The organism is Citrobacter sedlakii NBRC 105722 (assembly GCF_000759835.1).
Classification (GTDB): domain Bacteria; phylum Pseudomonadota; class Gammaproteobacteria; order Enterobacterales; family Enterobacteriaceae; genus Citrobacter_A; species Citrobacter_A sedlakii.
Genome location: NZ_BBNB01000001.1, coordinates 872,669 through 899,269 on the forward strand (window position 1 = coordinate 872,669; position 26,601 = coordinate 899,269).

Annotated in this window: 21 protein-coding genes and 2 pseudogenes; all 23 read right to left on the reverse strand. The window is 51.0% G+C overall.

Features of this window, described 5'->3' with window-relative positions:
- Positions 1-5 precede the first annotated feature (5 nt).
- Positions 6-305 (reverse strand): hypothetical protein, encoded by a 300-nt coding sequence (locus tag CSE01S_RS04245; protein ID WP_042284626.1) that lies wholly within the window; start codon positions 303-305, stop codon positions 6-8.
- Positions 299-2,272, reverse strand: a pseudogene (locus tag CSE01S_RS04250) (type VI secretion system Vgr family protein); the annotation flags it as partial. The pseudogene CSE01S_RS04250 and the gene CSE01S_RS04245, both read right to left, overlap by 7 nt.
- 12 nt (positions 2,273-2,284) lie before the next feature.
- Positions 2,285-3,004 (reverse strand): Imm52 family immunity protein, encoded by a 720-nt coding sequence (locus tag CSE01S_RS04255; protein ID WP_042284629.1) that lies wholly within the window; start codon positions 3,002-3,004, stop codon positions 2,285-2,287.
- Positions 3,001-3,771, reverse strand: coding sequence for a Tox-REase-5 domain-containing protein (locus CSE01S_RS04260; RefSeq protein WP_042284632.1), 771 nt, complete (start codon positions 3,769-3,771; stop codon positions 3,001-3,003). The genes CSE01S_RS04255 and CSE01S_RS04260 overlap by 4 nt, the downstream gene beginning before the upstream one ends.
- Positions 3,771-4,115 carry a hypothetical protein gene (locus CSE01S_RS04265; protein ID WP_042284635.1) on the reverse strand — a complete coding sequence of 115 codons (345 nt, stop codon included), beginning with the start codon at positions 4,113-4,115 and terminating at the stop codon, positions 3,771-3,773. The genes CSE01S_RS04260 and CSE01S_RS04265 overlap by 1 nt, the downstream gene beginning before the upstream one ends.
- Complete coding sequence (locus tag CSE01S_RS04270) at positions 4,109-4,585, reverse strand: DUF4123 domain-containing protein (RefSeq protein WP_042284782.1); 477 nt, start codon at positions 4,583-4,585, stop codon at positions 4,109-4,111. Before CSE01S_RS04270 ends, CSE01S_RS04265 begins: the two co-directional genes overlap by 7 nt.
- Before the next feature lie 23 nt (positions 4,586-4,608).
- Positions 4,609-6,273: pseudogene (locus CSE01S_RS04275) on the reverse strand (DUF2345 domain-containing protein); the annotation flags it as partial.
- 63 nt (positions 6,274-6,336) lie between these two features.
- Positions 6,337-6,891 (reverse strand): hypothetical protein, encoded by a 555-nt coding sequence (locus CSE01S_RS21920; protein WP_052406272.1) that lies wholly within the window; start codon positions 6,889-6,891, stop codon positions 6,337-6,339.
- Positions 6,881-7,765 carry a glycine zipper family protein gene (locus tag CSE01S_RS04285; RefSeq protein ID WP_042284636.1) on the reverse strand — a complete coding sequence of 295 codons (885 nt, stop codon included), beginning with the start codon at positions 7,763-7,765 and terminating at the stop codon, positions 6,881-6,883. The genes CSE01S_RS21920 and CSE01S_RS04285 overlap by 11 nt, the downstream gene beginning before the upstream one ends.
- Positions 7,766-10,237: a type VI secretion system Vgr family protein gene (locus tag CSE01S_RS04290; protein WP_042284639.1), complete on the reverse strand. Its 2,472-nt coding sequence runs from the start codon at positions 10,235-10,237 to the stop codon at positions 7,766-7,768.
- A gap of 4 nt (positions 10,238-10,241) precedes the next feature.
- Positions 10,242-10,766 (reverse strand): type VI secretion system lipoprotein TssJ, encoded by a 525-nt coding sequence (tssJ, locus tag CSE01S_RS04295; RefSeq protein WP_042284641.1) that lies wholly within the window; start codon positions 10,764-10,766, stop codon positions 10,242-10,244.
- A 156-nt stretch (positions 10,767-10,922) separates the two neighbouring features.
- Entirely contained in the window at positions 10,923-12,005 is a 1,083-nt protein-coding gene (tssG, locus tag CSE01S_RS04300; protein ID WP_042284643.1) for a type VI secretion system baseplate subunit TssG, read from the reverse strand.
- A complete protein-coding gene (gene tssF, locus CSE01S_RS04305) occupies positions 11,969-13,738 on the reverse strand; it encodes a type VI secretion system baseplate subunit TssF (RefSeq protein ID WP_042284645.1) in 1,770 nt (589 codons plus the stop codon). Before tssF ends, tssG begins: the two co-directional genes overlap by 37 nt.
- A gap of 33 nt (positions 13,739-13,771) precedes the next feature.
- Entirely contained in the window at positions 13,772-15,379 is a 1,608-nt protein-coding gene (gene tssA / locus CSE01S_RS04310) for a type VI secretion system protein TssA (RefSeq protein ID WP_042284647.1), read from the reverse strand.
- Positions 15,380-15,503: 124 nt separating this feature from the next.
- Complete coding sequence (locus CSE01S_RS04315; RefSeq protein WP_042284649.1) at positions 15,504-18,875, reverse strand: ImcF-related family protein; 3,372 nt, start codon at positions 18,873-18,875, stop codon at positions 15,504-15,506.
- The gene (locus tag CSE01S_RS04320) at positions 18,868-20,076 is read right to left on the reverse strand and encodes a KPHS_23130 family T6SS system protein (protein WP_042284651.1); all 1,209 of its coding nucleotides are present in this window, start codon (positions 20,074-20,076) and stop codon (positions 18,868-18,870) included. The genes CSE01S_RS04315 and CSE01S_RS04320 overlap by 8 nt, the downstream gene beginning before the upstream one ends.
- Positions 20,077-20,078: 2 nt before the next feature.
- Positions 20,079-20,342 (reverse strand): PAAR domain-containing protein, encoded by a 264-nt coding sequence (locus CSE01S_RS04325; protein WP_042284655.1) that lies wholly within the window; start codon positions 20,340-20,342, stop codon positions 20,079-20,081.
- A gap of 120 nt (positions 20,343-20,462) precedes the next feature.
- On the reverse strand, positions 20,463-20,645 hold the full coding sequence (locus CSE01S_RS04330) for a hypothetical protein (protein ID WP_042284659.1): 183 nt from the start codon (positions 20,643-20,645) through the stop codon (positions 20,463-20,465).
- Between the two features lie 50 nt (positions 20,646-20,695).
- Positions 20,696-21,097, reverse strand: a complete 402-nt coding sequence (locus tag CSE01S_RS23035) for a hypothetical protein (RefSeq protein WP_148365368.1) — start codon at positions 21,095-21,097, stop codon at positions 20,696-20,698.
- Positions 21,098-21,348: 251 nt separating this feature from the next.
- Positions 21,349-22,128 carry a glycoside hydrolase family 19 protein gene (locus tag CSE01S_RS21925; RefSeq protein WP_052406273.1) on the reverse strand — a complete coding sequence of 260 codons (780 nt, stop codon included), beginning with the start codon at positions 22,126-22,128 and terminating at the stop codon, positions 21,349-21,351.
- A gap of 112 nt (positions 22,129-22,240) precedes the next feature.
- The gene (locus CSE01S_RS04340) at positions 22,241-23,077 is read right to left on the reverse strand and encodes a hypothetical protein (protein ID WP_042284662.1); all 837 of its coding nucleotides are present in this window, start codon (positions 23,075-23,077) and stop codon (positions 22,241-22,243) included.
- A gap of 26 nt (positions 23,078-23,103) precedes the next feature.
- Positions 23,104-26,187 carry a glycoside hydrolase family protein gene (locus CSE01S_RS04345; RefSeq protein ID WP_042284663.1) on the reverse strand — a complete coding sequence of 1,028 codons (3,084 nt, stop codon included), beginning with the start codon at positions 26,185-26,187 and terminating at the stop codon, positions 23,104-23,106.
- Between the two features lie 15 nt (positions 26,188-26,202).
- The coding region (locus CSE01S_RS04350; protein WP_148365370.1) for a DUF2345 domain-containing protein at positions 26,203-26,601 on the reverse strand (399 nt) is incomplete at its 5' end.

Here is a 26,601-nt window from a genome sequence, read left to right on the forward strand (position 1 = left end):
TAATCTTAAACCCGCTGGTCAGTTGAATATCCATTCGGCGTTCTCAGCCATTTATCCACTTCGGGTTTCAGATAAAAACCGGGCCAGAAGGCCTCCAGGAACAAAAAATCTCGCTTCACATTTTTTTCTTTAAGGGGAAGAGTATTGGCATAATCCAGGGCTTTTCTCAGGCGCACATGGAACGTGTCATCCGGTTCAGTAATTCCCGGAAATTTCTTCTTCAGTCTTAGCGTGGTATCGCGAACAAAATCATCATCTTCCATTTTGTCCATACCAACACACTGCTCTTCAGACAGCTTCAGCATATGAACTCCCTTTGCTTAAATGACCAGACTTCTCCGTCCACTATTGTCAGCCATTCCCGCATTAAACCTGTCAGCTCCCGGTTTACATGAGGAACAACATTACCGACTGTATTAGTTAACCTAAATTGAAGATTATATAGGGAGTGAATTTGCTGAATCATTTTTGATTCTATCGGTATTGTATTTGCTCCCGCAGCCATCGTCCTTTTCACTTTGCGTATATACGATGCTGTCGTGCCGTATTCAACCTTCCCTGCCTCCAGCCGCAGGAAGCTCCCCCCGCCGATCAGCGTGATACGTTTTTTCCCGGCAAAAGAGATGTCACCCGCTGAGCTCATCGTCAGCTTCTTCTCCGCAAACAGCCGCATACTGGCGTTTTGCGCCTGAACATCGACTGGCCCCTCCCCGGATTTCAGGTTCAGTTGTCCGGTGCGCGCAAAAAGCCCCAGCTTTTCTCCGGCCAGCGCGGTCAGGTTGCCCATTGTTCCGGTGCTGATATCCCCCCCGGCGTTGATGACGACATTTTTCGTGGCCGTCATTTGCATATCTTCACCGCTGGTCAGCGCCATCCCTTCCGGGGCCGAGAAAAGTACAGCTTCGTTAAGCGGTTTCAGCCGCTGTTCGAACATCCGTATCTGACTGTCCACGTCCGCCTTCAGCGCCCGCGCCTGTTCTGCGGCCATTTCCAGCTGCTGCAGTTGCTGGTTAAGCCGGTCGATTTCCTTAAGCGCAGCGCTCATATCCAGTGCGTCACCCTGCGCCTTCGCCTGCACATCCGCGCTGACAAACAGTCCCTTCCCGGCACGGATTGCGCCCCACTCATCGGTGCGCAGCTCAGTGCCCTGGCCGCGACGTTGTCCCTGGCTGTCCACCAGGTGACCTGTATTCAACTGGGTTTTGCCGTACTCCGTGGCGAGCTTGATATGCTCCTCACCACGTTTGTCTTCCATCCGCAGCTTGTTATTCGCCGGGGTGCGCAGTACGTTGCGGGTGTGGTTGTCGCGATTAACGATGTCGGGATGTTCAGAATCATGCAGGGCGTGGGAGATATACGGCAGGTCAATATCACCGTTGCTGTAGGCAATCGCCACTTCGGTTCCGTCGGTGAGCGGCATATGCCAGCCGTACGTCTCTCCCGCATACGGCTTCGCCATCCGCAGCCACAGGTAGCCGTAACCGGGCTCTGTCGCCTCCCGGTCAAAGTCCAGCCTGACCCGGTAACGCCCCTGCGCGTCCAGATGAGCGTAAATATCGTTCTTCTCCCGGCTCTCGACCCGGGCAGGCAGGGTGCCGTGGATTTCAGGACGCGGGATTTCCGCCGGGCGGAAACAGTACCGCTCGGTGTAAGGCATGCCCCATACCGACACATGCAGGCGGGAATCCCGGGCGCCCCGGAAGGTCACAAGCGTAAGGAGCACGCCCTCTTTCAGCGCGCTGATGACATCGCCCTGCGGCTCCAGCACCTGCCCCGGCGCGAGGTGTGCGGCGTTGCTGAACAGGTGCACTCTGGCCGATTTATTCAGTTCGCGCTCGTGGTGGATACGCGCGTAAAATGCCCCGCTCTCCGTTTCCGGCTCAGAGGTGGTGTCATCGCCCGCTTCGCGGTACGGCGCTGCGTAGCGGTAATGCTCCCCGGTGGTGACCGCATCGTTACGCACGCTGACTGTCGCATCCATCGGCGTGGTGGCGGTCCGGTAGTTGTAGTCCCGCGTGGTGACGGTCCCGGTGGCGATGTTGTGCCAGGTCCGTACGTCCCACACCGATTCCGCCGCGCCGTCAAACAGACCCGATGGCTCGCTGTATGGCAGGCGCACGTCAAACTGATAGTTCAGCTGGCTGTCGGCAAATATGTACGTATCCAGACCGCGCACGTCGTCCATCTCCGTGCGCCAGTAAATCCCCACTTCAGACAGAATGCGCCGGATGAACTGCAAATCCGTTTCCCGCCACTGGGTGATAAGTTCACGCGACGAGGTAGATTAAAGCTCCGTCATCAACGGTAACAGACCAAGATCCAGAAGCTTAATTTCTATATCGTTAGCTTTGCCGATGTGTTCTTTGTTGTTACCATCAAATATTTCCTCAGTAGACACAACAATAGTGCCTTTCTGTTTCTCGCCATCCATTACTGGCACTACTCTGGCAGCTTCTGGAATTAATTCTGGCAAGAGTATGTGAGGAATATATAGCATCCACCCCACATATATCCGATCGGGAAATACATTACGATCATGAAGCCAATAGCCTTTCGAGTCAACCTTTATCCATGCATTACTTCTTCCTTCAGCTAATAACAACAATGAGTCAATCATATCCGATATGTTGGCAACTTTCTGGTCCAAATCTATAATAAGGTTTAGCTTTCTAGGGTTATCTATAAATTTCATATAGTGTGATATTGCGCAAGCCAATCCATCTGGTTGACCATTCCAGATGGATTCATTAAGTAAAGGATAATGTTTTCTATAATGTCGTTCAAAAGCATCTATCACATTTTGGCGCGGTTTATTACCATCAAACACGATATACTTTGAAGCTTCTTTTCTGGAGTAACCAGTCAAATACCACGTTTGTTCTTGCTTTGTTAGATTTTTGACAATCAAGGCACTTTTATATAACTCATTCAAACAATCATCTATTGTTATCTCACGTTCTTTCACGGTGTGTACATTTATTGAAGTATTAAAAAGCTCGCTCATGGTTGCCACCTTGTAATAATATCTTTGTAATCTTTAAATATTTTTCTGAAATACTCGCAACTTATAGGTTGCATAAATATCCAGACAACCTTCAAGGGTTGATTGACTGTTGCAACCGCTTGATGGCGGGATGCCTGATTGATTGCACTTTGATTACCAGTCCACCAAGGTTTCTTCGAACCATCAACCCTGAAAAATTGATCATACCGCGCCTTCGCCTCCCAGAACTGACACAGCTTATCCTTCCAGCCATCAAACGATACACCGCAGTATTTAAATTCCTGTATCTGTTTGGTTTCCGGGTTATAAAACGTGCCACATATTCTTGTCTGGTAGCTGATTGTAACCATACTCCACCGGGAACAACGCCTTACCATCGGCATCACCTTCCCTTCCGGAGGGCAGTTTTCACAGGTCTTTTCATCTGTTTTTGCCTGCGCACTGGCTTTGGTATCCACACCTTCGTAACTCACCGTTTCTGAATAATCCATATCGTCTTCCCAGAAATCACCGTGCGTCTCTGCACTGACCGCCATGGGGTCATTCAGCATCGGATCATAAGGTTTTCCCTGATAGTCAAACCCTCCGGTCCCCTGACGCGACCCATTGCCTGAACCAGGATAAGACATATCCTCATCTTCCCAGCCTCCATGGCTGCCTCCTGCTCCGGGAAAGGTTGATGTTCCGGTCGCACCACCAGCCGCACCGGCACTTCCGGCAGCTGCGCCTCCCATTCCCCCGTTAATTACTGGTGGGATCATAACCATCAGAGTCCTCTCCTTTCCCGGTTTATCATCACATGCATATAGTCTTCAACCCGCTGATCAACTGAATAACCATTCGGCGTTCTCAGCCATTTATCCACTTCAGGCTTCAGATAAAAACCAGGCCAAAATGCCTCCAGAAACAAAAAATCTCGCTTCACATTCTTTTCTTTCAGCGGCAGGGTATTGGCATAATCCAGTGCATTTCTCAGGCGAACATGGAACGTGTCATCCGGTTCGTTAATCCCCGGAAATTTCCTCTTCAGTCTTTGCGCGGTATCGCGTACAAAATCATCATCTTCCATTTTGTCCACACCGGCACACTGCTCTTCAGACAGCTTCAGCATATGAATTCCCTTTGTTTAAATGACCAGACTTTCCCGTCCACCGTTGTCAGCCATTCACGCATTAAACCTGTCATTTCCCGGTGCTGCTGACTGTTCAGCATCGCCCCCAGACGAACCTGAACACGCGGGTCCTGAAAACGCAGTAAAGCAGCCCGTCCGTCCGGAAGTCCTGTGTTCATATATCTCTGTAAATGCGCAACCAGTTCCTCCGGCGTGGAGCCTGACACTATCCAGGTCACGCCGGGTAATGCGATTTCCAGGGCCTCCAGTTGCTCCCTCATTTCCATTGTTTCATTCATCCTGATTAGCCACGGTCCGGCAAAGGCAATACGCGAATCCGGCCAGGTATCAAATAAGGGCAAACAAACGTCCTGCTTTATTTTCAGTTCATAACCGGTGAAGCGCTCATATTGCAGACCATCAACTAAAGCAAACACTGAAACGTCTGATGAATGAATCAGGAACTGCATTGCGAGGCTAAAACTGACACTGCTCATGATTCACCTCTTACAACAAAAGTGTCACCGTTCATCGCGGCCTTCATCAGACAACTGAGGCAGATACCGCCACCCGTTGTCGCCTTAACCGGTATTGATGCAGCACCCGCCGCCATCGTCCGCTTCACTTTGCGCATATACGACGCTGTCGTACCATACTCGATCTTCCCGGCCTCAAGTCGCAGATAGCTTCCGCCGCCGATTAGCGTGATACGTTTTTTCCCGGCCAGGGAGATGTCACTCGCTGAACTCAGCGTCAGTTTCTTCTCGGCAAAGAGCCGCAGGCCGGCGTTCTGGGCCTGGACCTCTACCGGCCCCTCCCCGGATTTGACGCTCAGCTGCCCGGTGCGCGCAAAAAGCCCCAGCCTCTCTCCGGCCAGCGCGGTCAGGTTGCCCATTGTTCCGGTGCTGATATCCCCCCCGGCGTTGACAGCCACATTTCGTGCTGCACTCATCTGCATATCTTCACCGCTGGTCAGCGCCATCCCTTCCGGGGCCGAGAAAAGTACAGCTTCGTTAAGCGGTTTCAGCCGCTGCGCAAACATCTGTATCTGATTGTCCACGTCCGCCTTCAGCGCCTGCGCCTGTTCTGCGGCCATTTCCAGCTGCTGCAGTTGCTGGTTAAGCCGGTCGATTTCCTTAAGCGCCGCATCCATGTCCAGTGCGTCACCCTGCGCTTTCGGCTGCGCATCCGCGCTGACAAACAGTCCCTTCCCGGCACGGATTGCGCCCCACTCATCGGTGCGCAGTTCGGTACCTGTGCCGCGGCGCTGTCCCTGGCTGTCCACCAGGTGACCTGTATTCAACTGGGTTTTGCCGTACTCCGTGGCGAGCTTGATATGCTCCTCACCACGTTTGTCTTCCATCCGCAGCTTGTTATTCGCCGGGGTGCGCAGTACGTTGCGGGTGTGATTGTCCCGGTCCACGAGGTCGGGATGCTCAGAGTCGTGCAGCGCATACGCGATGTACGGCAGGTCAATATCACCGTTACTGTAGGCAATCGCCACTTCGGTTCCGTCGGTGAGCGGCGTATGCCAGCCCAGCGTTTCACCGGCATAAGGTTTCGCCATTCGCAGCCACAGGTAGCCGTAGCCTGGCTCTGTCCCTTCCCGGTCGAAGTCCGGCTTCACCCGGTAACGCCCCTGCGCGTCCAGATGAGCGTAAATATCGTTCTTCTCCCGACTCTCAATCCGGGCCGGAAGCGTGCCGTGGATTTCCGGTCGCGGGATTTCCGCCGGACGAAAACAGTAACGCTCGGTGTAGGGCATTCCCCGGACTGACACATGCAGACGGGAATCACGGGCACCCCGGAAGGTCACCAGCGTGAGGACGACGCCTTCTTTCAGGGCCGTAATGACGTCGCCCTGCGGCTCCAGTACCTGTCCGGGCGTGAGGTGCGAAGCATTGCTGAAGAGATGAATACGGGCTGATTTATTGAGTTCCCGCTCGTGATGAAGCCGGGCATAAAACGCGCCGGATTCGGTTTCCGGCTCAGGGCTGGCGTCATCACCCGCGTCACGATAAGGTGCTGCGTAACGATAATGCTCCCCGGTGGTGACCGCATCGTTACACACGCTGACCGTCGCATCCATCGGCATGGTGGCGGTCCGGTAGTTGTAATCCCGCGAGGTGACGGTCCCGGTGGCGATGTTGTGCCAGGTTAGACTTTAACCAATTTTCAAACTCAAATTTCTAGCACGGGGAGACAGTTCGGTTAATAAAAATTAACCATGAAGTATCAAAAATTCTCTCAATTCACTAGATATGTTATTACGATCTAAGTAATTAGCTTTCTCTTCTTCCGATAGAGATATCCAAAAAGGAGACCAATAAACATTCCACCACATTTCCATCTGCCCTTGCAAACTGCCCACTGACTCAAAATCACAATATGGGAAAACAGTATCGGGGGCAGGTGGTTCAATGTGCTCATTGCACAGGCTTTTAATAAAATAGTTATCGTTGGTGATTATATCAATCACTGTTTGACCAAGCTCACTGAATTTAAAATAATGCAAGGCCTTCTCTTTATAATGCAAGTATTCCTTTTCTTTGGTTATTTTTTTTCGGAAAGAAGACTCTACTATATTTTCTATTATTTCTACATCACCAGGTTTAACCATAAACCTTGATGAATATGCATATACATTGTTGCCTTCAAGAGACAAAAATAATGGATATATATTTTTAGGTTTTGACAAGACTTCAAAACCAAGGTATGGGTAAATTTTCTGAAGGTTATTCCCTTTTCTAAAAAAACCAAACAAATTAATTTTCATCTATGTAATCCGCAATCCAGTCTGCACCATAATACCCAGCAGCGCCGAATATTATTCCACCAACAAGTCCTGTAATAACTGCACCTGGACCTGTTTCCACACCCACTGCCGCACCAGCAACGGTTCCTATTTTAGCTCCAGCGACAAATCCGCCCCAGCCACCTGCTTGTCGTATAACTTCCGCGCTGATAGGTTTTACACTGCCGGTCTTTATCGATTTTTCAGTTGCTTGTTCAAGATCATACGCTGTTAACACTATACCTATGACCTGAACTACGCGACCAGCTTTCGCCATACCTTTTACTAATCTAAGAGATTCTGGGGTAAAAATGGCTTTCGCAGGTATTTTTTCACCTTTAATCAAGATTTCCTTATCAACATCTCTTACATATGCTGCAATTTTATCGACACGTTTAGCCAAATGCGGATTTTTAACTTTGTATTCATCAAGTGCTTTCAAAATTTCATCAGTCGTGACTAACTCCGCTCCTGATTTTAATGCTTTTTCGACATCAATATATATTGACTTACCGTCAAACCTAGGGGAGCCCTCAGGAAAAATAGAACTTGTAGAGATGTAAGGTGATTTATTTTTACCCATGACATGTTCAGCAATACTAACTGTTGAGTCATAACTTTTGGGAAGTAAGCCATACCGTTCAGGATCTGTCTCAGAAAGTAATCTTAGTGGCGATAGATTCATTTGGGATAAATAAGGATTCGATGTCGAGGCATATATTTTTCTAACAAGAAAACCGTCTTTCCCTGGCTCATCGACAACGATAAAGAAAAACGCACGAGCTGGCATTAACATACCAGTTACATCGTACGTTGAATGTGGAGTATCATTAGTTAAAGTTGAATGCTCAGTCATCTACCATCTCTCCAGAGCCTGGACACCTAGCCAAACGGTAAGTTTGGACGATTCCTTTGAAAAAACACGTTTGCATAGACCTTGATTGTCTGTGATACCTTTAAATGTTTCACCACTTTCACTAGAGATAAAATACGGAACATTGGCCATAGGCTTACCACTATCATTTAAGATCCGGAATTGTTCATCGAAGAATCCAATCCTGATTAAATCTTCAACTAATGGCATTGATATTGATGACGTTGGTGTTGAATTTGCACCAGCAAACATCGTCCGCTTCACTTTGCGCATATACGTCGCCGTCGTACCATACTCGACCTTCCCTGCCTCCAGCCGCAGGTAGCTCCCCCCGCCGATAAGCGTGATGCGCTTCTTCCCGGCAAAGGAAATATCACTCGCCGAGCTCATCGTCAGCTTCTTCTCAGCAAACAACCGCAGGCTGGCGTTCTGCGACTGGACCTCTACCGGCCCTTCGCCGGATTTCAGGTTCAGTTGACCGGTGCGGGCAAACATGCCGAGCTTTTCTCCGGAGAGGGCGGTCATGCTACCCATGACGCCAGTGCTGATGTCCCCGCCCGCACTGATGGCGACGGTTTTGCTGGCGGCCAGTTGCAGATGTTCACCGCTGGTCAGCGCCATCCCTTCCGGGGCCGAGAAAAGTACAGCTTCGTTAAGCGGTTTCAGCCGCTGTTCGAACATCCGTATCTGGCTGTCCACGTCCGCCTTCAGCGCCTGCGCCTGTTCTGCGGCCATTTCCAGCTGCTGCAGTTGCTGGTTAAGCCGGTCGATTTCCTTAAGCGCAGCGCTCATATCCAGTGCGTCACCCTGCGCTTTCGGCTGCGCATCCGCGCTGACAAACAGTCCCTTCCCGGCACGGATTGCGCCCCACTCATCGGTGCGCAGCTCAGTGCCCTGGCCGCGACGTTGTCCCTGGCTGTCCACCAGATGTCCGCTGTTGAGCTGCGTCCTGCCGTATTCCGTGGCGAGTTTGATGTGCTCCTCACCGCGCCTGTCTTCCATCCGCAGCTTGTTATTCGCCGGGGTGCGCAGTACGTTGCGGGTGTGGTTGTCGCGGGTGACCGGGTCCGGATGTTCAGAGTCGTGCAACGCATGGGCGATGTACGGCAGGTCAATATCACCGTTACTGTAGGCAACCGCCACCTCTGTCCCGTCAGTCAGCGGCGTGTGCCAGCCGTACGTTTCTCCCGCATACGGCTTCGCCATCCGCAGCCACAGGTAGCCGTAACCGGGCTCTGTCGCCTCCCGGTCAAAGTCCAGCCTGACCCGGTAACGCCCCTGCCCGTCCAGGTGCGCATAAATGTCATTCTTCTCCCGGCTCTCGACCCGGGCAGGCAGGGTGCCGTGGATTTCTGGACGCGGGATTTCCGCCGGGCGGAAACAGTACCGCTCGGTGTAAGGCATGCCCCATACCGACACATGCAGGCGGGAATCCCGGGCGCCCCGGAAGGTCACAAGCGTAAGGAGCACGCCCTCTTTCAGCGCGCTGATGACATCGCCCTGCGTCTCCAGCACCTGCCCCGGCGTAAGGTGGGCGGCATTGCTGAACAGGTGGATACGGGCTGATTTATTGAGTTCCCGCTCGTGATGAAGCCGGGCATAAAACGCGCCGGATTCGGTTTCCGTCTCCGGGCTGGTGTCATCACCGGCGACACGGTAAGGCGCTGCGTAGCGGTAATGTTCCCCGGTAGTGACTGCATCACTGCGCACGCTGACCGTCGCATCCATCGGCGTGGTGGCGGTCCGGTAGTTGTAGTCCCGCGTGGTGACGGTCCCGGTGGCAATCCTGTGCCAGGTCCGTACGTCCCACACCGATTCCGCCGCGCCGTCAAACAGGCCCGACGGCTCGCTGTACGGCAGGCGCACGTCAAACTGATAGTTCAGCTGGCTGTCGGCAAATATGTACGTATCCAGACCGCGCACATCGTCCATCTCCGTGCGCCAGTAAATCCCCACCTCGGACAGAATGCGCCGAATGAACTGTAAATCCGTTTCCCGCCACTGGGTGATAAGTTCACGCGGCGGATAGGTGCGCGCCAGACGGAAGTCAAAATCAGCTCCCTCCAGTCCGTGCTTACGCAGCACCTGCTCCACCACTTCAGGGACGGACTGATTCTGAAATACGGCGCACTGCCGGGTGTTTCCCGGGAGAGCAAGACGGGAACTGAGCGTGAGCCGGTAGTGGGACTGGTCTTTTGATGTGGACAGCCATTCAAGCCGGGTCACGATGCCGTGGACATTTTTACCGCCACGCATCCGGAAGGTGGCATATTTCATCAGCACTTCTTCCGGGGGGATGTTCGCCTGAAGCGTTGTGAACTCGATGTCCCAGCGGAAGGGTTCGCTCAGTGCTTCCCTGCCGTAAAAGCGCAGAACATCCGGCTTCATTGAACTGTCATTGATATCCAGAAAATATCGGGTCTGTCCGTCAAAAAGCGCTAACCAGTTATCCATCACGTCACTCCTTCACCGGCACGAGGCTGAGCCAGCCATCACCCAGTTCAATCGTGCGGGGTTTGTCCGGGTCGAGGTCGTCACGGGTCAGCACCAGCCGCCAGCGGTTGTCCTTCATATCGGGACGGTTAAACAATCCCACCACCGCCACGAACAGAGCGTCCTCATCCATGGGCATATTGAGCGTCACGCTGCCTTTGGGCATCACCAGCAGTGATTTTGACGCCAGTACGTCGTCTTTAAGTACCGTATCGGCCTTGCGCAGCAGCGTCTGGTAATCGGCGGCATCAACCGCTTTACGATCCCTGAGCTGATAAACCCGCACCATGGTCGCCAGCGGGGTCTGTGCGCCATCGGCATTAATGGCCGTGCGTGGAGTAAAGTCCAGATGCAGCGTTTTAATTTTCCTGTAGAAAATGGATTTCGTGATGCTGACCGTACCGTCCGTGACGGTCTGGGTGAGGCCACAGCCTGCGAGCAGACCACAGGCAATAAGCGTCAGCGCCCACCAGCGGGTTATTGTTGCCATTCAGAAGTTCCTTTTATCCCCTTCATACTTCTGATTGCAGATGCGTTGGCTGCACGCACTCGCCCCGGTCACATAGTTGTCTATGCTCCCGGGGACTCATGCGTTTGCCGCCTTCCTGCAACCAGAATTATTTTGGGGAGAATTAATGATTGATGATTAGTCGAAGCGGTAATGCCCGTCTTCAGCGGGGGGGAAAACAGAGCATTGCAACCCTTCATAGCAGCCCAGATTGACGGTCAGGCTCTCCCGGCTATTACTGAGTTTTCCCGCTTTCAGACCCAGCAAACCGGTACGGCCCAACTGGATACGCCTGCCTTTACCAAGACGGGGTTCAGGCAACAACCGAACGGGCACTGTAAGACGCAGTCGGGCATCACTACGGTGACCGAGATAGACGCGCATCAGGACCAGCAAGTCGGTATAAAGAACACCACCGGGTAACCAACCTTCCGCTTCGTTCGGATCCTCTGTTTCCAGTGTCACCAGGACCCGACTGCATGCTTCCTGTGCCGTTTTGCCCAGCGTGGCTCTTTGCGAAAGACGGACCCGGTTTCCGGTACCCAGACCACTGCGGTTATTAATATAGACTTTCACCGGATCGGGTTCGGTGATAATAGCCCGGGTATGTGGCGCCAGCAGACTGACCAGAGCCCGAATGCCTTCAGCATTGCGGGTGGGTAATCGCATGGCGCCCAGTAAGGCCAGAAAGCGTGAAACCGGCGTTGCCACATGTTCAGCCGTGCCTGGTATACCGAGTCCGACCAGTCCCAGCAGACACTGCGATGTGGCATCGCGCCCACCTTCCTCGAAAGTGGCCGGATACGCATATTTTCGCCAGATACGGTAGTATTGCGTGGTGATGCGGTGGCTGAAAATGTCCAGGAATGAGGTGACCGCCTCGTATCCTTCACGGCGCTGCGCGATATCATCCACATATGCGCCCGGCAGCGGTGAATCCACGCCGTACATGCCCAGAAAGGTGGTACGCACGGTCGGAGGCAGCGCGGGATTTTCTTCATCGGTCTCCACCGCCCGCAGTTCGGAGACCGGGAACCCCATTCCGGGCCAGGGCCTGAAGCGTACCGGGTCGTTGCCCGGATGGCTGGTAGTACCCAGCTTTGGCGCGTCCGGATTTTCCTGCTCCAGCAACTGGCAGAAACGATAAAAGTTGGCCCGCCAGATGTTTTTATTGAGTGTTAACGTCAGCCCGGTACGTGCTGGCTGTGATTCTCGCGCCATCTCAGTCGTTTCCCTGTCGGTTGCAGTACCAGCGTGAGCTGGTTAAAGAGGTGAATATCGGCATAAAGCGCGAAGAACCGGTGCAGCATCTCGCCGAAGAGATTCACATCGCCCTCGCCTGCAAAATTATCCATATTCAACGTGATCTCTATATCCACCCCACGGAGCATAAAACCCTTCTCAAACCGGCGGATCAGGGTGTGTTTTACTGCAACTATCGCTTCAAGTCGACGCCGGTTCATTTCATCGTCGGTCCAGTCATAGAGTGCCAGCGTGCCCCGCAGAACTTCCGGATTGTCCATCATGCTGAGGAAATTTGAGCCGAGGTGACTCATCACCCGCCAGTGAAAACGATCGTTTGCCGGGGGATACAGCGGCATCGTCGGTGCTGTCACATTCAGGACTCTGACCGGGACTTTACCCGCCTTCACCACCCTGTCCAGCAGGGTACTTTCCAGTGCCTTACGCGGAAGCTGGCCGTTAGTCCCGGTTATTCGCATCGAGAGAGATTCCGGTTTTTCGGACAGCTGCTCCAGCTCGAACGAGCGACCGCCCAGAATTAACCAGGTGTCATACAGACCCGAGGGACCGCGTTTCACGCGGGTGTGGAAATAACGCTCAGGTGCATCGTGACGCATCATACCGCCCCGGTGCCGGAAGCTGGTGAACGGTACCCAGGGATGTTTGCCATTTTTCAGCGCGCCATGGATATCATCGACGCTGTAAATCTCGGTATGACCATCCTGAAGACGCAACGGCCTCAGCAGGTATTCGTTTTCCAGCGGGTTAAGCGTCAGCGGATCGGCCTCCAGGGTAAAGAGATTGATGACCGGCGCACAATGCAGCCGGAAGTTTTCTGTCTCAAAGGGCAGATCGGACGACCAGGCTTCACTAAGTACAATATCGATTTCAAACCAGGTGCTGGCCGCAGTGAGCCCGATAGTGTCAAGTCCTCGCAGCTCAACAAACATAAACTTTGGACGGAAGCTGAAATATTCCAGCAGCAGTTGGTATCCACTGAAAGCAGTATCTGCTTTCTTCCACAGGCCATCATTGTCATCAAAGCCCATGGGTTTGCACCAGCCATCAAACCGATGGCGTTCGGTGTACGTCCCGGCATGGCGGGCATACATGGCGTGTACACGACGGGTCATTGCCAGATGCAACGCTGAGCTGACCGGACTCTCTGCGTTAAGAAAAATGGCGACTTTGTCGATCCCGGCCTTGCTCCAGTCCACTTTTTCAGGGCATTCGAAGCGCAGACGAATAGCAGAGCGGCCATCGGTTTCAGTGTGCAGGCGGACGTCTGCAAGTTGCAGCGGCTGTAGCGGAACATCTCGGGTCGTCCGGTACTGACAGGCGGTTTTATGTGGCCCGACAGGACGTGACAGCACGGAGAAGCCTTCCGCCAGCATTTCGGCCTGACGCAGGCTGCGCCAGTCAGGTGAGAACTCGACGATGGCCAGTGACGGAATGGTCCGCATATAGTGCGGCCACAGCAGACTTACCAGCCCTTCGGTCAGTTCCGGCAGGTCATCATCCAGCTTTTCACGCAGACGCCCCATCAGAAAAGCAAAACCTTCAAACAGGCGCTCTACATAAGGATCGCGTGCGCCGGGCTTATCAAGATTAAGCATTGCAGCCCGGTCCGGATGAGCCCGGGCAAATTCTTTACCGGCTTCACGCAGGTAGCGCATTTCTGCTTCGTAATAGCGCAGGGTTAAATCATCCATGCACGGAATTCCTGAAAATTATTAAAAAGAAAATTAGCCACAGAGCACCATGGCACGGGCAGGGTCGATGGCAATAAGTCCGGCAAGTAAAACCTCCATCTCAGGCATCAGACGGGCTTTATCGGATTCGCTGCGACCAGCTTTCAGGCGCAGCAGTTTCAGGCGGCGAGCCTGGACTTCAAACAACAGAGCCGGTTCCCAGTCTTCCAGCGTCAGCAATGGCGCACAGGTTGTCAGTTCGCCAAGCAGATGAAGCGCCATTTCGTTTCGGCCATACTGCTCTGCCACCCGGGCCATCAACAGGCGTATCAGCCAGCGATGGCGTGGTGTCTCCATCCCCGGTCGGGACTGTAGCCAGACAAGCGCCGCTTCAGGCCCTTCCGTGTCTCCCTTCTCCATGGCTTCGGACTCAAGAAGCAGCACATCGTCAGCCTGACCATTAACGACGGTAGCGGGTTCATCTCTGTACATCAGGCCATCTTCATTCACCTTTTCAGCAATCCAGGCGGTGGTGACTTCGTCGGCAAAGGGGGTGCCGTCATTCCATGCCAGTCCTTCAAGGCCCGGGAGGCGTTTAAGTAGCAGCCGCAGGTCGAACAGGACGGAGTCAGCCCAGGTATCCCAGGGCTGACCGGCATGGCTGAGTCCCTGCCAGAGATACCACTGGAGGTCGAGCCAGAAGTGATTCACACCTTCGCAATACATCTGGCTGGCCTGCTCAACCAGTTCGGTCCAGTTTTTCTGAAGCCAGAGCCGCTTAAGTTGAGCGCGATACTCGGGTTTCGGTGGTACCAGGCGGGTGCGGCCGCTACTGTCCAGCGAAGGGATCTGATCGACCGTATCCCACCGCACGGTTTTTATCAGCCGATGAGAAGCCAGCCAGCCCTGCGGCTGCTCGCTCAGCCAGCGGGAAAGTAACCTGGTCTGGTCGAGTAAATCGCGGCCAGATTTCACCGCTGACAGTTGCGGTGAATCCGGACGGGCTGATTCACGCACGTACTCCTGGGTGCTGCTGTTCTGGGGGACCAGTGCTTCCATGCCACCTGAACGTGCCAGACGGTTTTCAAGAGCGGTAAATAAGCCTGCAAAAGAAGGTCTTTCAGCTTCCGGCCAGTCCGAAACAGTGGATTCAAGCAGGTTTATGGCGCCTGCCGTCAGACCAGTATCAGTACTGTCAACTTCCGGCCATAACTGCAGTGCATCAATCACTTTTGCACTGTTCAGCCACTCCAGAGCAGCTTTACGGGCGGCGGGACGCTGTGGGTGACATGACTGCCCGTAACGGGCCAGCATCGCGACAAGAAGCAGTAAACCTTCGGCCAGCCCTTTTTCGCCGTCGCGGCTGAGCCGGGCCTGCACGTACCAGGTCACCACACGAATATCTTTGGCGCATTCGCAGAGGCACTTCCGGGCCAGATCGCACAACAGCGCTGAATCGGTACCTGAAAGCTTATTAATCTCTTCACGCATCAGTTGAAAATTATCATCGTATGCGGGATCGTCCCCGGTTTCAGACCCGGAGGTAAAGGGATGTAGCCAGTTATCCCAAAGCGACAGAGCGTCATTTGCCCGGGAGATGAGGCGCTGCCTTTCTTCCTGGCTGGTGGCGCAAGCGGTTAACAGATCATCCGGTGAGCTCATTCTTTTTCCCGTTTGTTAGTCTCTTTCATAAATCTCACGACCACTTCCAGAGAGTCGTCGTCCTTGCTATTGACGATTTGCCGTGGCTTCCATTTCAACAACAAGCATTTACCTATATCAATCGCTACTGAAGCTCTTCTGCGCCGGCGGCGACGCTGAAGATAGTGTCAGGCAACGTGAATCGTTGAAGCTTCAGTAACGCAAGAGGGCCATTGCCGAGTTCGCTGCGCATCACAAACTTCAGAGGATTGCCATCAGCAGTGATCCACACCAGTTGCGTACGGCTGGCATCGAGAGGTGTGATTTGGGCTTTGTCCAGCAGGCGAATGAACCCCCAGTTGCCCTGGTTACTGGCGTAGAGCTGCATGCCACTGTTGACGCTGCGCCAGCTTAAATTCACGCCCGGGTAATACGTGTTTCCCGGCCAGGTAAAGCTCTGCCAGCTTTCCATCTGGTTGAAGTAGTCCAGATTCTGTTCATCAAGAGTCAACTGCACTCTGGCTACATCTCTTGAAGGGCGTGCCATCAGCTCGAAATGAACACCCGCATCGCCCTGAGAGAACACGATATCTGACAGTTCCGCCAGTTGGTTAATGGCCCGGAGGAAATCCGGGCTGACAACCATCCCCTGACTTGCGGAAGGATCAACGACCCAGCGATTCCCCTCCTGATGAAGGATCCCGCCAAGGTTAGTTTTCAGGAAGGTGGTGATTCGACCCGAGTCGCTACGCAAGAACTGAGCCAGCAGCGGCAGGGAGGCATCACTGCCGGTGGCTTTAAATGGATAGCGTCCCGCAAAGGCCTTATTCCACTGATCGACAATGGTCGACTGCCAGCGGGCATTGAGGCTCCCCGCAGCCGGGGTAAGAACCTGCCGCCAGGCCAGATCCAGTGGTTGCACAAACAACGACTGGCCAAATCCGTTCCATTCCTGCCCCAGGCTCGCCGCTACCAGACTGCTGTAGTCGCGGGTGTCAGTCAGGTCGATGGCTTTACCCTGGAATACGGTCTGGGCCAGCATCTGCGACATTGCTTGCGGGTCCGGAGCGCTGGTGACCTGCTGAAGTTTCAGCCGCACCTGGGTAACGCGGGCCAGCCAGGACTGGAAACTGAGATTCCCGTTGGTACCGGTACCCTCTTTACCTTCCATCAGTCCCATAAGTGGCCCAAACACCCCGTCGAGCGGGCCTTTAAGCCCCTGAGCCTGCTCTATAAACTGTTTTGCATTTTTTTTCTGACCAATCAGTTTTTTCGCTGAATCCACTATCGAGTCGGCCAGCGCCTCCCCCTTCTGCCCTGTTTTCCCCTGCCAGGACAGTGTGTTCATCAACGCCACCAGCGGCGACTGGCGGACATCACCGATCAGGCTGAGCTGGGCAATCGCCTCAGAAAGTGACGTGGCTTCCTGCCACTGAATGCTGTTGACCATGTTTAGCCAGGCATTACCAAAATCGGTAAAATAGCGTTCTGTCAGGCGAGCCTTCAGCGCGTCCGGCGAGATATCGCTTCCTGTCTGATGGGTTTTATCCGTCAGGACCCAGTCGATTTCGTCACGGCGGGTTTTGACGACCTCGTTAATTGCATCCTGTACCTGCTCTTCCCAGGCCTGACGCGTAAACATTCCCGGGACGACTTCGTCAGTGCTGAATACCGTTGAAGCATCGGTGTCGCCGGTCATATCGGCAAGCGTTAAATCTGGCCAGTTGCTGGCCACGCGCTTAAGCATCTCCTGGTATAACCCGGACTCAGCGTTCCGCTGGCCTATTTGTTTAAGCAGGATCTGACGGACTGTGCTGATTAATTCAGCGTCAGGCTTAATTTTCCATTCCGGATGTGCCGGGAGGTTTTGCGCATAAAAACCCAGTAGTTTCGGCGCCATTTCCTGCCACGAGCCATCCGGCACACTCTGGCGTTTCGGCCATGTTGCCAGCACGTTTTTTGCCAGCCAGCTCGCGTCCGCTTTGTCGGGACGGGCCAGCATCAGATAACTTTTGAGCACGCTGTAGGTATGCTGTGTGCCCTGCGTTCGGGCATCACTGGCAGGAGGAAGTTGCACAAAGGCATTCAACTGCTGCCTGAGATGGTCTGCGGTGGCATCCCTCATCAGTTGCGCATTGTTCTTCGCATACAGCGGCCAGAGTGCGGCCAGCGTGTCGCTGTCCTGGTTAAGACCAAAGCGGGTGTACCACGGCGCGCCGGTTGCTTCACGATGTTGCAGACGGGCAATGGATTGCTGTAGTACGAGCTGCTTGCGCAGGCGTTCAGCCAGGGGTAACGTTGTATCCGCTGCCTGCCTGGCTGTCTCCTGCGCCTGAAATATCTGGGTGCGATTAACAATGAGGGACAGCAGTGTACCGGCCCCCCACAGGACAATCAGGGAAAGCAGGATTAATCGCAGCATTTTCAGCCAGTCAAAGCCCAGCTTCCTGCCGCTGACGGCGTCACAGTCGTCAGTAACGGCTTTCCACGTCGGTGTGTCGATGCGCGTGTTCGGGATCGAACCGGCAACAGCCAGTTCAGAACTGAACATGACTCCCCGTAAACGAAAGGCCGCAGACCCCTGCATCAGTCCGCTGAGCAAAACGGTCAGACTGCCTTTCAGTTCGCGCCGCAGGCGGGAGGACAGCTGCAGCAGGCTGTCATGTGCCGGATTATTCAGTATCTGTGCTATACCGGCTTTTTGCAGGCGTTGCGTCAGTGTGGCAAGCGCCTCATCCGCCTCTTTTACGGTGCCCCCCGGTCCGAAAATAACCCCTGTTGCAGCGGTTTCCTCGTTCTGTTGAGCGCCCCTGGCTTTGTCAGTCAGCCACAGCCAGACAGGCGCCTGCCAGCCCAGCAGGTGGTCTGCTTTCTGGCGGCACCGCAAAAAGGCGTCCCGTTCGATATCAGTCGGGAGAGCTGAGGTACTCATCACCTGAATGATGCCATCAACCGGATGGCCGGAACGCAGGCGTTTCAGTTTTGAAAGGAAGATCTCATCCGGGAGTGACTGCGCGTCGCCGCCATAAATCAGCACGTTGCCGTCGCCTTCCTGCCAGAGGTCATGACACAGACCCGGGGCCGCATTGTGGACGTCGTCCGGATTGCCCATCACCAACAGGAGTCGTACTTTACGCTGCCAGCGGCGTCCATAGCGAAAGCGCAGGTGCTCGGACACGGCTTCTTCGCTGAAGACGGGGCCATTGTCCTCATCTTCACTGGCAATGACATTTGCCGCCGGGGTAGCCATCTGACTCTTTTTTTGCCCCCAGTGGAAATACAACCCGGATTTACCCGCGAATTCGAATAACTTTTCTGTTAGCCAGCCGACTAAAAACATCGCGGCAACCAGGATGGCGCAGAGTGTGAGTATGCGCTGGCCGTCATACGGTCCGAATCCGGTGGCCGAGGCCACGTTTTCCGGAAAGGCATAAAACAAAAATGCCACAATGACCGTCAGGAAAAACGCGACAGTTACTACTGAGCCGATGAGTGTTTTAACTTTTACCTTAGACATTCTCAGGCGTTCCCTTGCAAACTTCTTCTTTGGTGATGACCGCGACCCAGATATCGTCTTTGTCAGCGGCGGGTTGCGCGGCGATAACCTGTGGGCCATTATCGCTACATGCAGCAGAGGCAAGAATAATAGCCAGCCAGGGGGCGGCGCGTTCGGCATATCCCAGAACGGGATCAATACCATGATTGTCTTTTGACAGGCTGAATCTCACCCCGTTATCTTCACAAGCCATATTCCATCCACTTCCACTGGATAGAACTGGCCCTGTATACCAGGCCGTTTTTAGTGCTTCAGGTGCTGTTGCGGCCCATAAAAGCGCCCTGTCCAGCGTTTTTACGAGCCGGGTTTCCTGACCCTTTTCAGGGCGGTGGAGACAGACTGCATCAGGATACCCCACAGCCTTACGGTTGCTGAGTACCAGAAGGGTAATGGCATCGGCGTCGCCTTCATCAGGCTGAGCTGGCAATGAAAACGTCACTCCTGCAAGAATGCCTGCCGTGTCCCAGCGCTGATCGAGCCAGGCATCGAACGCCGCCATACCTTTGCCCGAAAGGAGCCTGAAGCTCCGCCCGGTTCTGGCAGCGAGTTCATTTCTGAAGTGCTCCTCCAGTCGGGGGCGAATATCGTCATCACAGTCCAGCATCAGGCAGCAAGGGATATACTCCGGCAGGGTGTCGGTAATTTTTTGTACATGGGCGACGAGTGTTGACGTCGCGGAGATGAGCTCTGCATCCAGATTTGACTGAAAACTGGCTAAGGCTGCATACCTGACAGCGGATTTAGAACCACGTGGCGTGGAGGCCTCTGAAGCTGAAATGGCGCGATCAACGGCTTTCATCAGTGCACCAGGACTATTTCCTGAAATGTGTTGAACGCTTGACTCGAGTATCCAGGCACAGCGCTGACCCCGACAAATTTCGCGCTCAATAAGCGCTTCGCGCTCCACATTCCGGGATTCAGCCCCCACCTGCTCCGCTTTGTATGCAAGCCGGCGCAGGGAGAAAAACAGTCCCCAGAGACAGAAAGGCAATCCCAGCGCAGTAAACCAGAAAATAAAGCCAGTGCGTTCTGTCGTCCAGTTCCAGAACGTTAACGCAATCCCTCCTGACAGGATAAATGCCAGGAACAGCAGCCAACGGCGGGTATCGGGTCGGGGAACCTTCGCCGCCTTTTCAGGGATGGTATCGAGCAGGACAGGCATACTCAAGCAACCTTTGCTGGAGCAAAAGAACTGATCAATGTGCATCCACAACCACATTTATGGCCGTGAAAGGCAACCGGGATCCCGTTATCAAGATAATCAGGGTTACCTTCGATGATAATTGTCGGACCATGTCCAGGTATCGGGCAGGAAACCATATCACCTTTACGCGCCACGCCAATCCCGCCAAATATCATGGTGCCAGAACAGGTCATGACTGAACCGCCGTGAGTGGTTTTGTCGCCTTTTCGAATAATTTGCAACATTTGTATCTCCATTAATTTATTGTATACAGGACAGAATAAATTAATATTTATTACTCAAGTGTCTCAACCCTGATCCAGAAAATAAGAGGTGAGCCTTTTTAGAAATTTTATGTTTTCCTGCTAGGAACCATGATTCTCAAGTATGTATTTTTTTACAGAGATCGCGTTTTTATACTTAAATGGATTATTTTTTGCATTATAACCAGATAAATTTAAATCTTTTTCTAAAATTGCATTAGTATGAATATTCCCTTTTTTATCATATGTATATCCATATACTTTATAGTAATCACCTTCGTCCATGCTTCCTCCCCAGGAGACCAGACTAATAATATTCATTTCTGAATTAATATTCATAAAAAAACTGTGCGAACTGAAGGTGCCACATTATCATGATTTTCTATTGAAACAATTATTGTTTCACCATGCACATCTTCACGAATAAAATTCAAAGAGTCGGCTCTAACATACTTAATAGATACATTATCTATTCCTTTTAGACTAAAAGGACCTTGCTGTATAGCCTCAAAATCTACAATATAATCCTTTTTAGTTGACGGATCGTTTTTTAAACCACCACTTATACAATTACAAACAGCACTGTTTAAGCTGATAGGGTCAATCCATTTTTTACCCACGTGACTATATGACTTTGCAAAAACTATATTTAGCTCACTGTCCAGCATATATATATTATCAAACGATAATGGCCCATCAGCAGAGGATGAATCCATACTTAATCTAATACCAGTCACGCCCCCCATTTACATGGAAAAGTATAATATTGTTTTATCGTGACATTATTGGAATCACCTTCAAGACCCACGTCTATATTTTTAATTTTATTATCGTTTTGCACTTGCAATGAAAAATATTTGATATCTCTAACTTGGTCAGATGATGATAATTTAAAATCTGTTGCATAAGATAGTTTGGTGGAAAAAATAAATATCAATACCAGTATTTTAAAAAATCTCATCAAAAATGCCCTCTTGCAGGAATCTTATTAAATTATTATATCTATCTTCATAGTGGTATCATAAAGATTTACAATTCGTGTTATTGAGTCCGACACCGTTCTACCAATTCCATTATCAGCTCTACTATATAAATTATTCTGATCCCAAAAGTACAAAGCAGACCTTGCTGCATAAACAGTTTCAACTAATAAATCCGGACTGGATTCAAAATCAACACGTTCTCCCCAAACTCTTTCGTGATAATTTGTGAAAGGTCTAGAATTATTCTTAAAGGTTAACTGTTTCATTCCTCTTCCACGATATCGCCATCCATCTCCACTTGCAATATCATCATTCCCCTCTCGACCACCATATGCCCTGTTCGCAATATTTTGTTTATTTGCGGCTTGCCTTCCCGGAATATAGCCATCCGTTTGAGCATCTTGAGGGTGATTACGATAATATGCGAATTTATCTATAAGCACTTGTGGTCTGTAGTTAAAACCCTCATTCAAATTGAAAGCAGGCCCTACTTCTTGATAAATTTGAGCGAAAAAATGATATAGTCTATTTTTGGTATTAATATTACAGATATCAAATTTACTTGAAAATTCTTCGGCAACAACATCGAGAACAGAGTCAGAAACATTTCTTGGATCAGACCAAATTCTCCTGAGCATCTCTCGTGTAATTTTGGTTTTCCCTTTCTTTATAGCGTGTAAAAACACTACCGGATGCATATGCCACAACTCCGGCCCCAGCGCCACGTCTTTTTCACACACCGCCTTCATCCATGTCATCTTGTCAAGAAACGCTTCCAGATGCATCGCCCTCTTCCTCTGAGAATGGCCTCTGTATTTATTGATATTAATAAAAACAACGAATTATATCATTAATAAAACCAGATGCCAGGCGTTTTTTGTGACACGACTAAGGCAACTAATATTGTGTATCCGATTCGATTACTACTTCAGCACTATTATTTTTAGACTTAACGAAATAGCGGATAGACTCATTTTTTTGTTCAATTATTATCTCTAGCGTGTTGCGATCAGTCCATTGATAAATGATATATCCTCCATCAACAGGGTATTTAATATTTTTACTCGGCAACTTTTCCTTTAACGCATGCTGATAATGACTGAGCGCACGAATATTGGAATACACTTCAGCTATAGATTTATGACTAAACTGACAGCTATATTTACTTCTTCCATCGTAGGCCGCGCCTTCCGCAGCGTTTTTACAGTATTGCCAAAAATCAATTTTATCTTTATTCCCCGAAGTTACATTTCCAATTTTTTTCTTCATGAACACCACATAGTCCTGTTCAGAGAAAAACAAATTCCCCTTAGCCTCTATGAGTTCACTGTACGGTTCGGGACATTCTTCACCAGGCCTAAGAGATGTCAGGACAATAATATCATCCGTCAGGGGCATTCCTTCCTGTGAAAATAGTGCCTTATACATTGCCACCGTATCTTTAGAGTAAAAATAAGAAAGCAATGTTTTATTTATTCTGACGAAGTCGATAGAGCAGATATTCCCTTTTTCCAGTAGGGAATTATGAATGGTGAGAATGTTTGAATCAGTGACGATCTCGACCTGTCGAAACTGCGTTGTCAGATTGCGAACCCTGTCCGCATCCGTCATTCCTAAGACAGTAGAACTGGAGACTTTATCAAAAACCCATACATCCTTTGCCTCACTCACCTGGATGCGAGCGCTAAATGATAAAACAAAGAGGATGTAAATCCATAATAGTTTTTTATTCACAATAGCATTCCTTGTATTACATTCTGTCAATGAGAAGAATCATAAATATTATTATTGAATAAACCCCACTCTTTCCTCCGGCGTATCACCAGGCCAGTGGTACCGTCATTGGTAATATCGAGGAATTCGTCCGCTGCACCAGCATAATCTCCGCTATTAAGTTTCGATTTGAGTAAAGGTGCTTTGCGTAAGGAACCGAGATTGAACAAAAGGCTTACCAACGCATCAAACTCGTACTGATAGAGATTCACCGTTACTGAACTCTTAAGTTCATTTACATATGTGGGCAGTCTTTCTTCAAAAAGTTCATCAGCGCGGGCACGCGTGATGCCGTCTTTGAATTCGTCTGACAGAACGATATCCTCACACTTGCGCCTTGCAATTAAGTGACCATAACCAATGGTGCAATAGCCCTCTGAATCATTATAAGGTTTTGACTTAAATGACTCCCATCCTTTGATAAACGCTTTTCCTTCATCTGAAACCTGTAACTGGTTTATATCAATCCGGTTTCCATTTTTGACATTTTCACTGAAAGTGTTCTCGTAACCTTCGCGCAATATTTCCAACGGATCACGTAAGTCATTTCGTCTTCTGTAAGGGAGATCTAATGTATTGTTTGGAGGCGATTCAGACTCATTTCCAGGATAGTATTCAAAATGTAGCATATAAACAGTCTGCCCCGCTATAATGCTGGGATGCCTGTTTGTTTCTGGAGAAATCATTAAACCTGTTTTAGCTATTATACTACCTTGACTCACTTTATCCCCTACATTAACAGTAATACTATTAGGATCAACCTCTCCATAACGTGCAAAAAAACGTCTGTTATCATTCGTTTTATGCTCGATTGTTATTTGTGATGTTCCCATATAATAAGCTGTAATGCTTTTGACTGTTCCGTCACAAACAGCAACAATTTCTGTCGAAGGTTCGGTATACAAATCACGAGCAGCATGTTTACGACTCCCTCCGCTTCGATTTCGACCAAATATGGCCTGAGAGGCATTGCTGTCACTTGAAGATGCAGCCCAGTAATAATTTTTCCAGACTCCATTAATATCATTCTTCGGTTTGACTTTAAGCGGAAATATAATCAATTTCTGATCGTTTGAGACAGCATCTAAAAACACTACCGGATGCATATGCCACGGCTCCGGCCCCAGCGGCACGCCCTTTTCTGACACCGCCTTCATCCATGTCATCTTATCCAGAAACGCTTCCAGATACGTTTTCCATAACGGCGCATCCCTGGTTAATGGATCCAGATAGTTTTTCCACAGCGGATCATCCTTACCGTAGAACCATTCACTGGCGTGTTTCGCAATAATACGGTACAGGCGGTCACGGTACGACACATTATGAATTGCCTGAAGATATTCCTGCTCTGAGTAATGCCCGTCCTGGTTACTGTCTATCAACGCCAGCAGGCGTTTATAGTTATACTTGTTCAGCGCGTGAGTGGTGCGGATTTCCTCCTCTGCTGCTTTATACAACTGCTCCAGAATACCCTTCACCACGTTATTCGGTTGCTTTATGCCATCAATCAGGTCAAAACTCTCCGGTGTCTTATTCAGAGTAACAAAACCGAGCTCACCAAGCGCATATTGTGATACTTTCTGAACACTGGTTGCGGCCAGCCAGCCTCCTTCAGGACGTATCTGATAATATGCCGCATCCTTGTTACTGCTCAGCGTATTCCCCTCAGCATCAACGCCAGGGACTTTTGCCAGTGTCAGAATACCCGAGGACTTTGTTTTTCGACCGCCTGCTGTTATTCCGGTATCGCTCTTGTCAAACAACGGTGCATCGGTTTTCCAGGTCAGATACACCGGCGCATCCTCTCCTGCTCTTCCGGGATTAGTGATGAACTTCTCCATATCATCCATGCTCAGGCACTCTATATGCACCTGGTAACGCGAGCGTTTGCCGTTTTCTTCCGGTAGCTGATAAAAACCCATATGCCCAAGACTGTCTCCGGCACTGACCGGTACAGGCTCTGAAGGTACATACACATCATTAAAAACGGGTTCACTACCGGATGCTGACGGTGCAACCGGCGTCAGACTGTCGCCGTCTGACACCACCCATACCCGGTCACCCTTTTTCAGCTTATCCTTATCCCGGCCCAGAGTGACCAGACTAAATATTCTTGCGGCATCGCCAGGTTTCTTGCCCGGACGAGTAACCTGCTGTGCAGCATTGCCAGGCTCATAAGAGAGTGGGAAGTCTGGTGTCAGGCTGCCTGCTTTTTTATCTTGCAGCACATCCTCACTGCTCAGATAGTACTTCCAGTTCGTACGCGAAGTGCAGTACGTTACACCTTCTGGCTGAGTAGTGTAAGCAGGAGAACATTTTGCCCACCAGGACGGAACGGGCGCTGACGCCACCGCTTTCAGAGAACCACGGTCAGACACCGTCCAGACTTTAGTGCCTGCGGCAAGTGTGTCCCCTGCTACATTCTTCGTCTCACTGGTAATGGTGACTTCAGTAAACTGACGCCGGTCGCGACTTCGGGTCACAATATTATCACCCAGTGTGACAGGCGTATCTTTATTCAGTTTTCCGGCTGCACGCCCTGCCAGCATATCATCCACACTGGAGTAATAGCGCTGGACGCCTGCCACTTTTCTGTCTGACTGATTTCCCTTTTGTTTATAAGCAATATAAGGCGCCAGATTCATATACAGCGTGAAAAATGTTAGTCCACTCTCTTCTGAATCACCCGGCTGGATATAATGTTTCACCAGCACAAAGGAGTTCGAAAGGAACAGCTTTTCACCTCGCCATTCAATCGCGGAACTCTCATAATCCTTACATACGCGCCAGGCGACAATCTCACCATCAGCCATACAACGGATAAATTGTTCCCCTTTATAAGGCTCACGACAATAATCATTCTCTGGTTTGCTGTCAGTGCTCAGGGCGCACCAGGGGATGGTGGCATCAGTAATATGGATACCGCCATGCCACATTCCCTGACTTCCTACCAGATACAATCCCGAACTTTCGCTTCCGAGCTTCGATAACAGCTCTTCTGTGGAGGGAAAGGCATGACCATTTTTGTTAGATGGTACGGGATAACTGATTTTGGGTATCTTTACTGTCATAAATCACCTTCCATGCTACTCACTGGTCCATTTGGCGGAGTTTTTTGTTGTGACCGTCACGTCCGTCTTTTTGAAGTCCGGCGTTTCCAGTGGCTGACTGCTGCCACATCCGGGCACCAGGTAACTTGCAACCTTCATCACCATCATCCCCTCTGAACCATGCTCAATCCCGTTTTCACTCAGCTTCAGATAAGATCCCCCGCCGTTCAGCGTCAGGGTTTCCGGGGTGCTGATAATAATTTCATCTTCACTACTGGTCACCGTCAGCTGCTTTTCAGAAAACAGGGCCATCGTGTTGTGCTGAGCCTGAATCTCGATGTCTCCCTGGTTGGCAACCAGCTTCGCCCCGTCTTTATGCACAAACAGACCGAGCGCTTTTTCTACCGTTACAGACAGATTTTTCATCGCACCGAC

What these genes read in the sequence shown, in the direction of transcription:
- CSE01S_RS04245 (WP_042284626.1), bottom strand. Translation starts at nt 305, where the DNA reads ATGCTGAAGCTGTCTGAAGAGCAGTGTGTTGGTATGGACAAAATGGAA.
- CSE01S_RS04255 (WP_042284629.1), bottom strand. Translation starts at nt 3,004, where the DNA reads ATGAGCGAGCTTTTTAATACTTCAATAAATGTACACACCGTGAAAGAA.
- CSE01S_RS04260 (WP_042284632.1), bottom strand. Translation starts at nt 3,771, where the DNA reads ATGGTTATGATCCCACCAGTAATTAACGGGGGAATGGGAGGCGCAGCT.
- CSE01S_RS04265 (WP_042284635.1), bottom strand. Translation starts at nt 4,115, where the DNA reads ATGCTGAAGCTGTCTGAAGAGCAGTGTGCCGGTGTGGACAAAATGGAA.
- CSE01S_RS04270 (WP_042284782.1), bottom strand. Translation starts at nt 4,585, where the DNA reads ATGCAGTTCCTGATTCATTCATCAGACGTTTCAGTGTTTGCTTTAGTT.
- CSE01S_RS21920 (WP_052406272.1), bottom strand. Translation starts at nt 6,891, where the DNA reads ATGAAAATTAATTTGTTTGGTTTTTTTAGAAAAGGGAATAACCTTCAG.
- CSE01S_RS04285 (WP_042284636.1), bottom strand. Translation starts at nt 7,765, where the DNA reads ATGACTGAGCATTCAACTTTAACTAATGATACTCCACATTCAACGTAC.
- CSE01S_RS04290 (WP_042284639.1), bottom strand. Translation starts at nt 10,237, where the DNA reads ATGGATAACTGGTTAGCGCTTTTTGACGGACAGACCCGATATTTTCTG.
- tssJ (WP_042284641.1), bottom strand. Translation starts at nt 10,766, where the DNA reads ATGGCAACAATAACCCGCTGGTGGGCGCTGACGCTTATTGCCTGTGGT.
- tssG (WP_042284643.1), bottom strand. Translation starts at nt 12,005, where the DNA reads ATGGCGCGAGAATCACAGCCAGCACGTACCGGGCTGACGTTAACACTC.
- tssF (WP_042284645.1), bottom strand. Translation starts at nt 13,738, where the DNA reads ATGGATGATTTAACCCTGCGCTATTACGAAGCAGAAATGCGCTACCTG.
- tssA (WP_042284647.1), bottom strand. Translation starts at nt 15,379, where the DNA reads ATGAGCTCACCGGATGATCTGTTAACCGCTTGCGCCACCAGCCAGGAA.
- CSE01S_RS04315 (WP_042284649.1), bottom strand. Translation starts at nt 18,875, where the DNA reads ATGTCTAAGGTAAAAGTTAAAACACTCATCGGCTCAGTAGTAACTGTC.
- CSE01S_RS04320 (WP_042284651.1), bottom strand. Translation starts at nt 20,076, where the DNA reads ATGCCTGTCCTGCTCGATACCATCCCTGAAAAGGCGGCGAAGGTTCCC.
- CSE01S_RS04325 (WP_042284655.1), bottom strand. Translation starts at nt 20,342, where the DNA reads ATGTTGCAAATTATTCGAAAAGGCGACAAAACCACTCACGGCGGTTCA.
- CSE01S_RS04330 (WP_042284659.1), bottom strand. Translation starts at nt 20,645, where the DNA reads ATGGACGAAGGTGATTACTATAAAGTATATGGATATACATATGATAAA.
- CSE01S_RS21925 (WP_052406273.1), bottom strand. Translation starts at nt 22,128, where the DNA reads ATGCATCTGGAAGCGTTTCTTGACAAGATGACATGGATGAAGGCGGTG.
- CSE01S_RS04345 (WP_042284663.1), bottom strand. Translation starts at nt 26,187, where the DNA reads ATGACAGTAAAGATACCCAAAATCAGTTATCCCGTACCATCTAACAAA.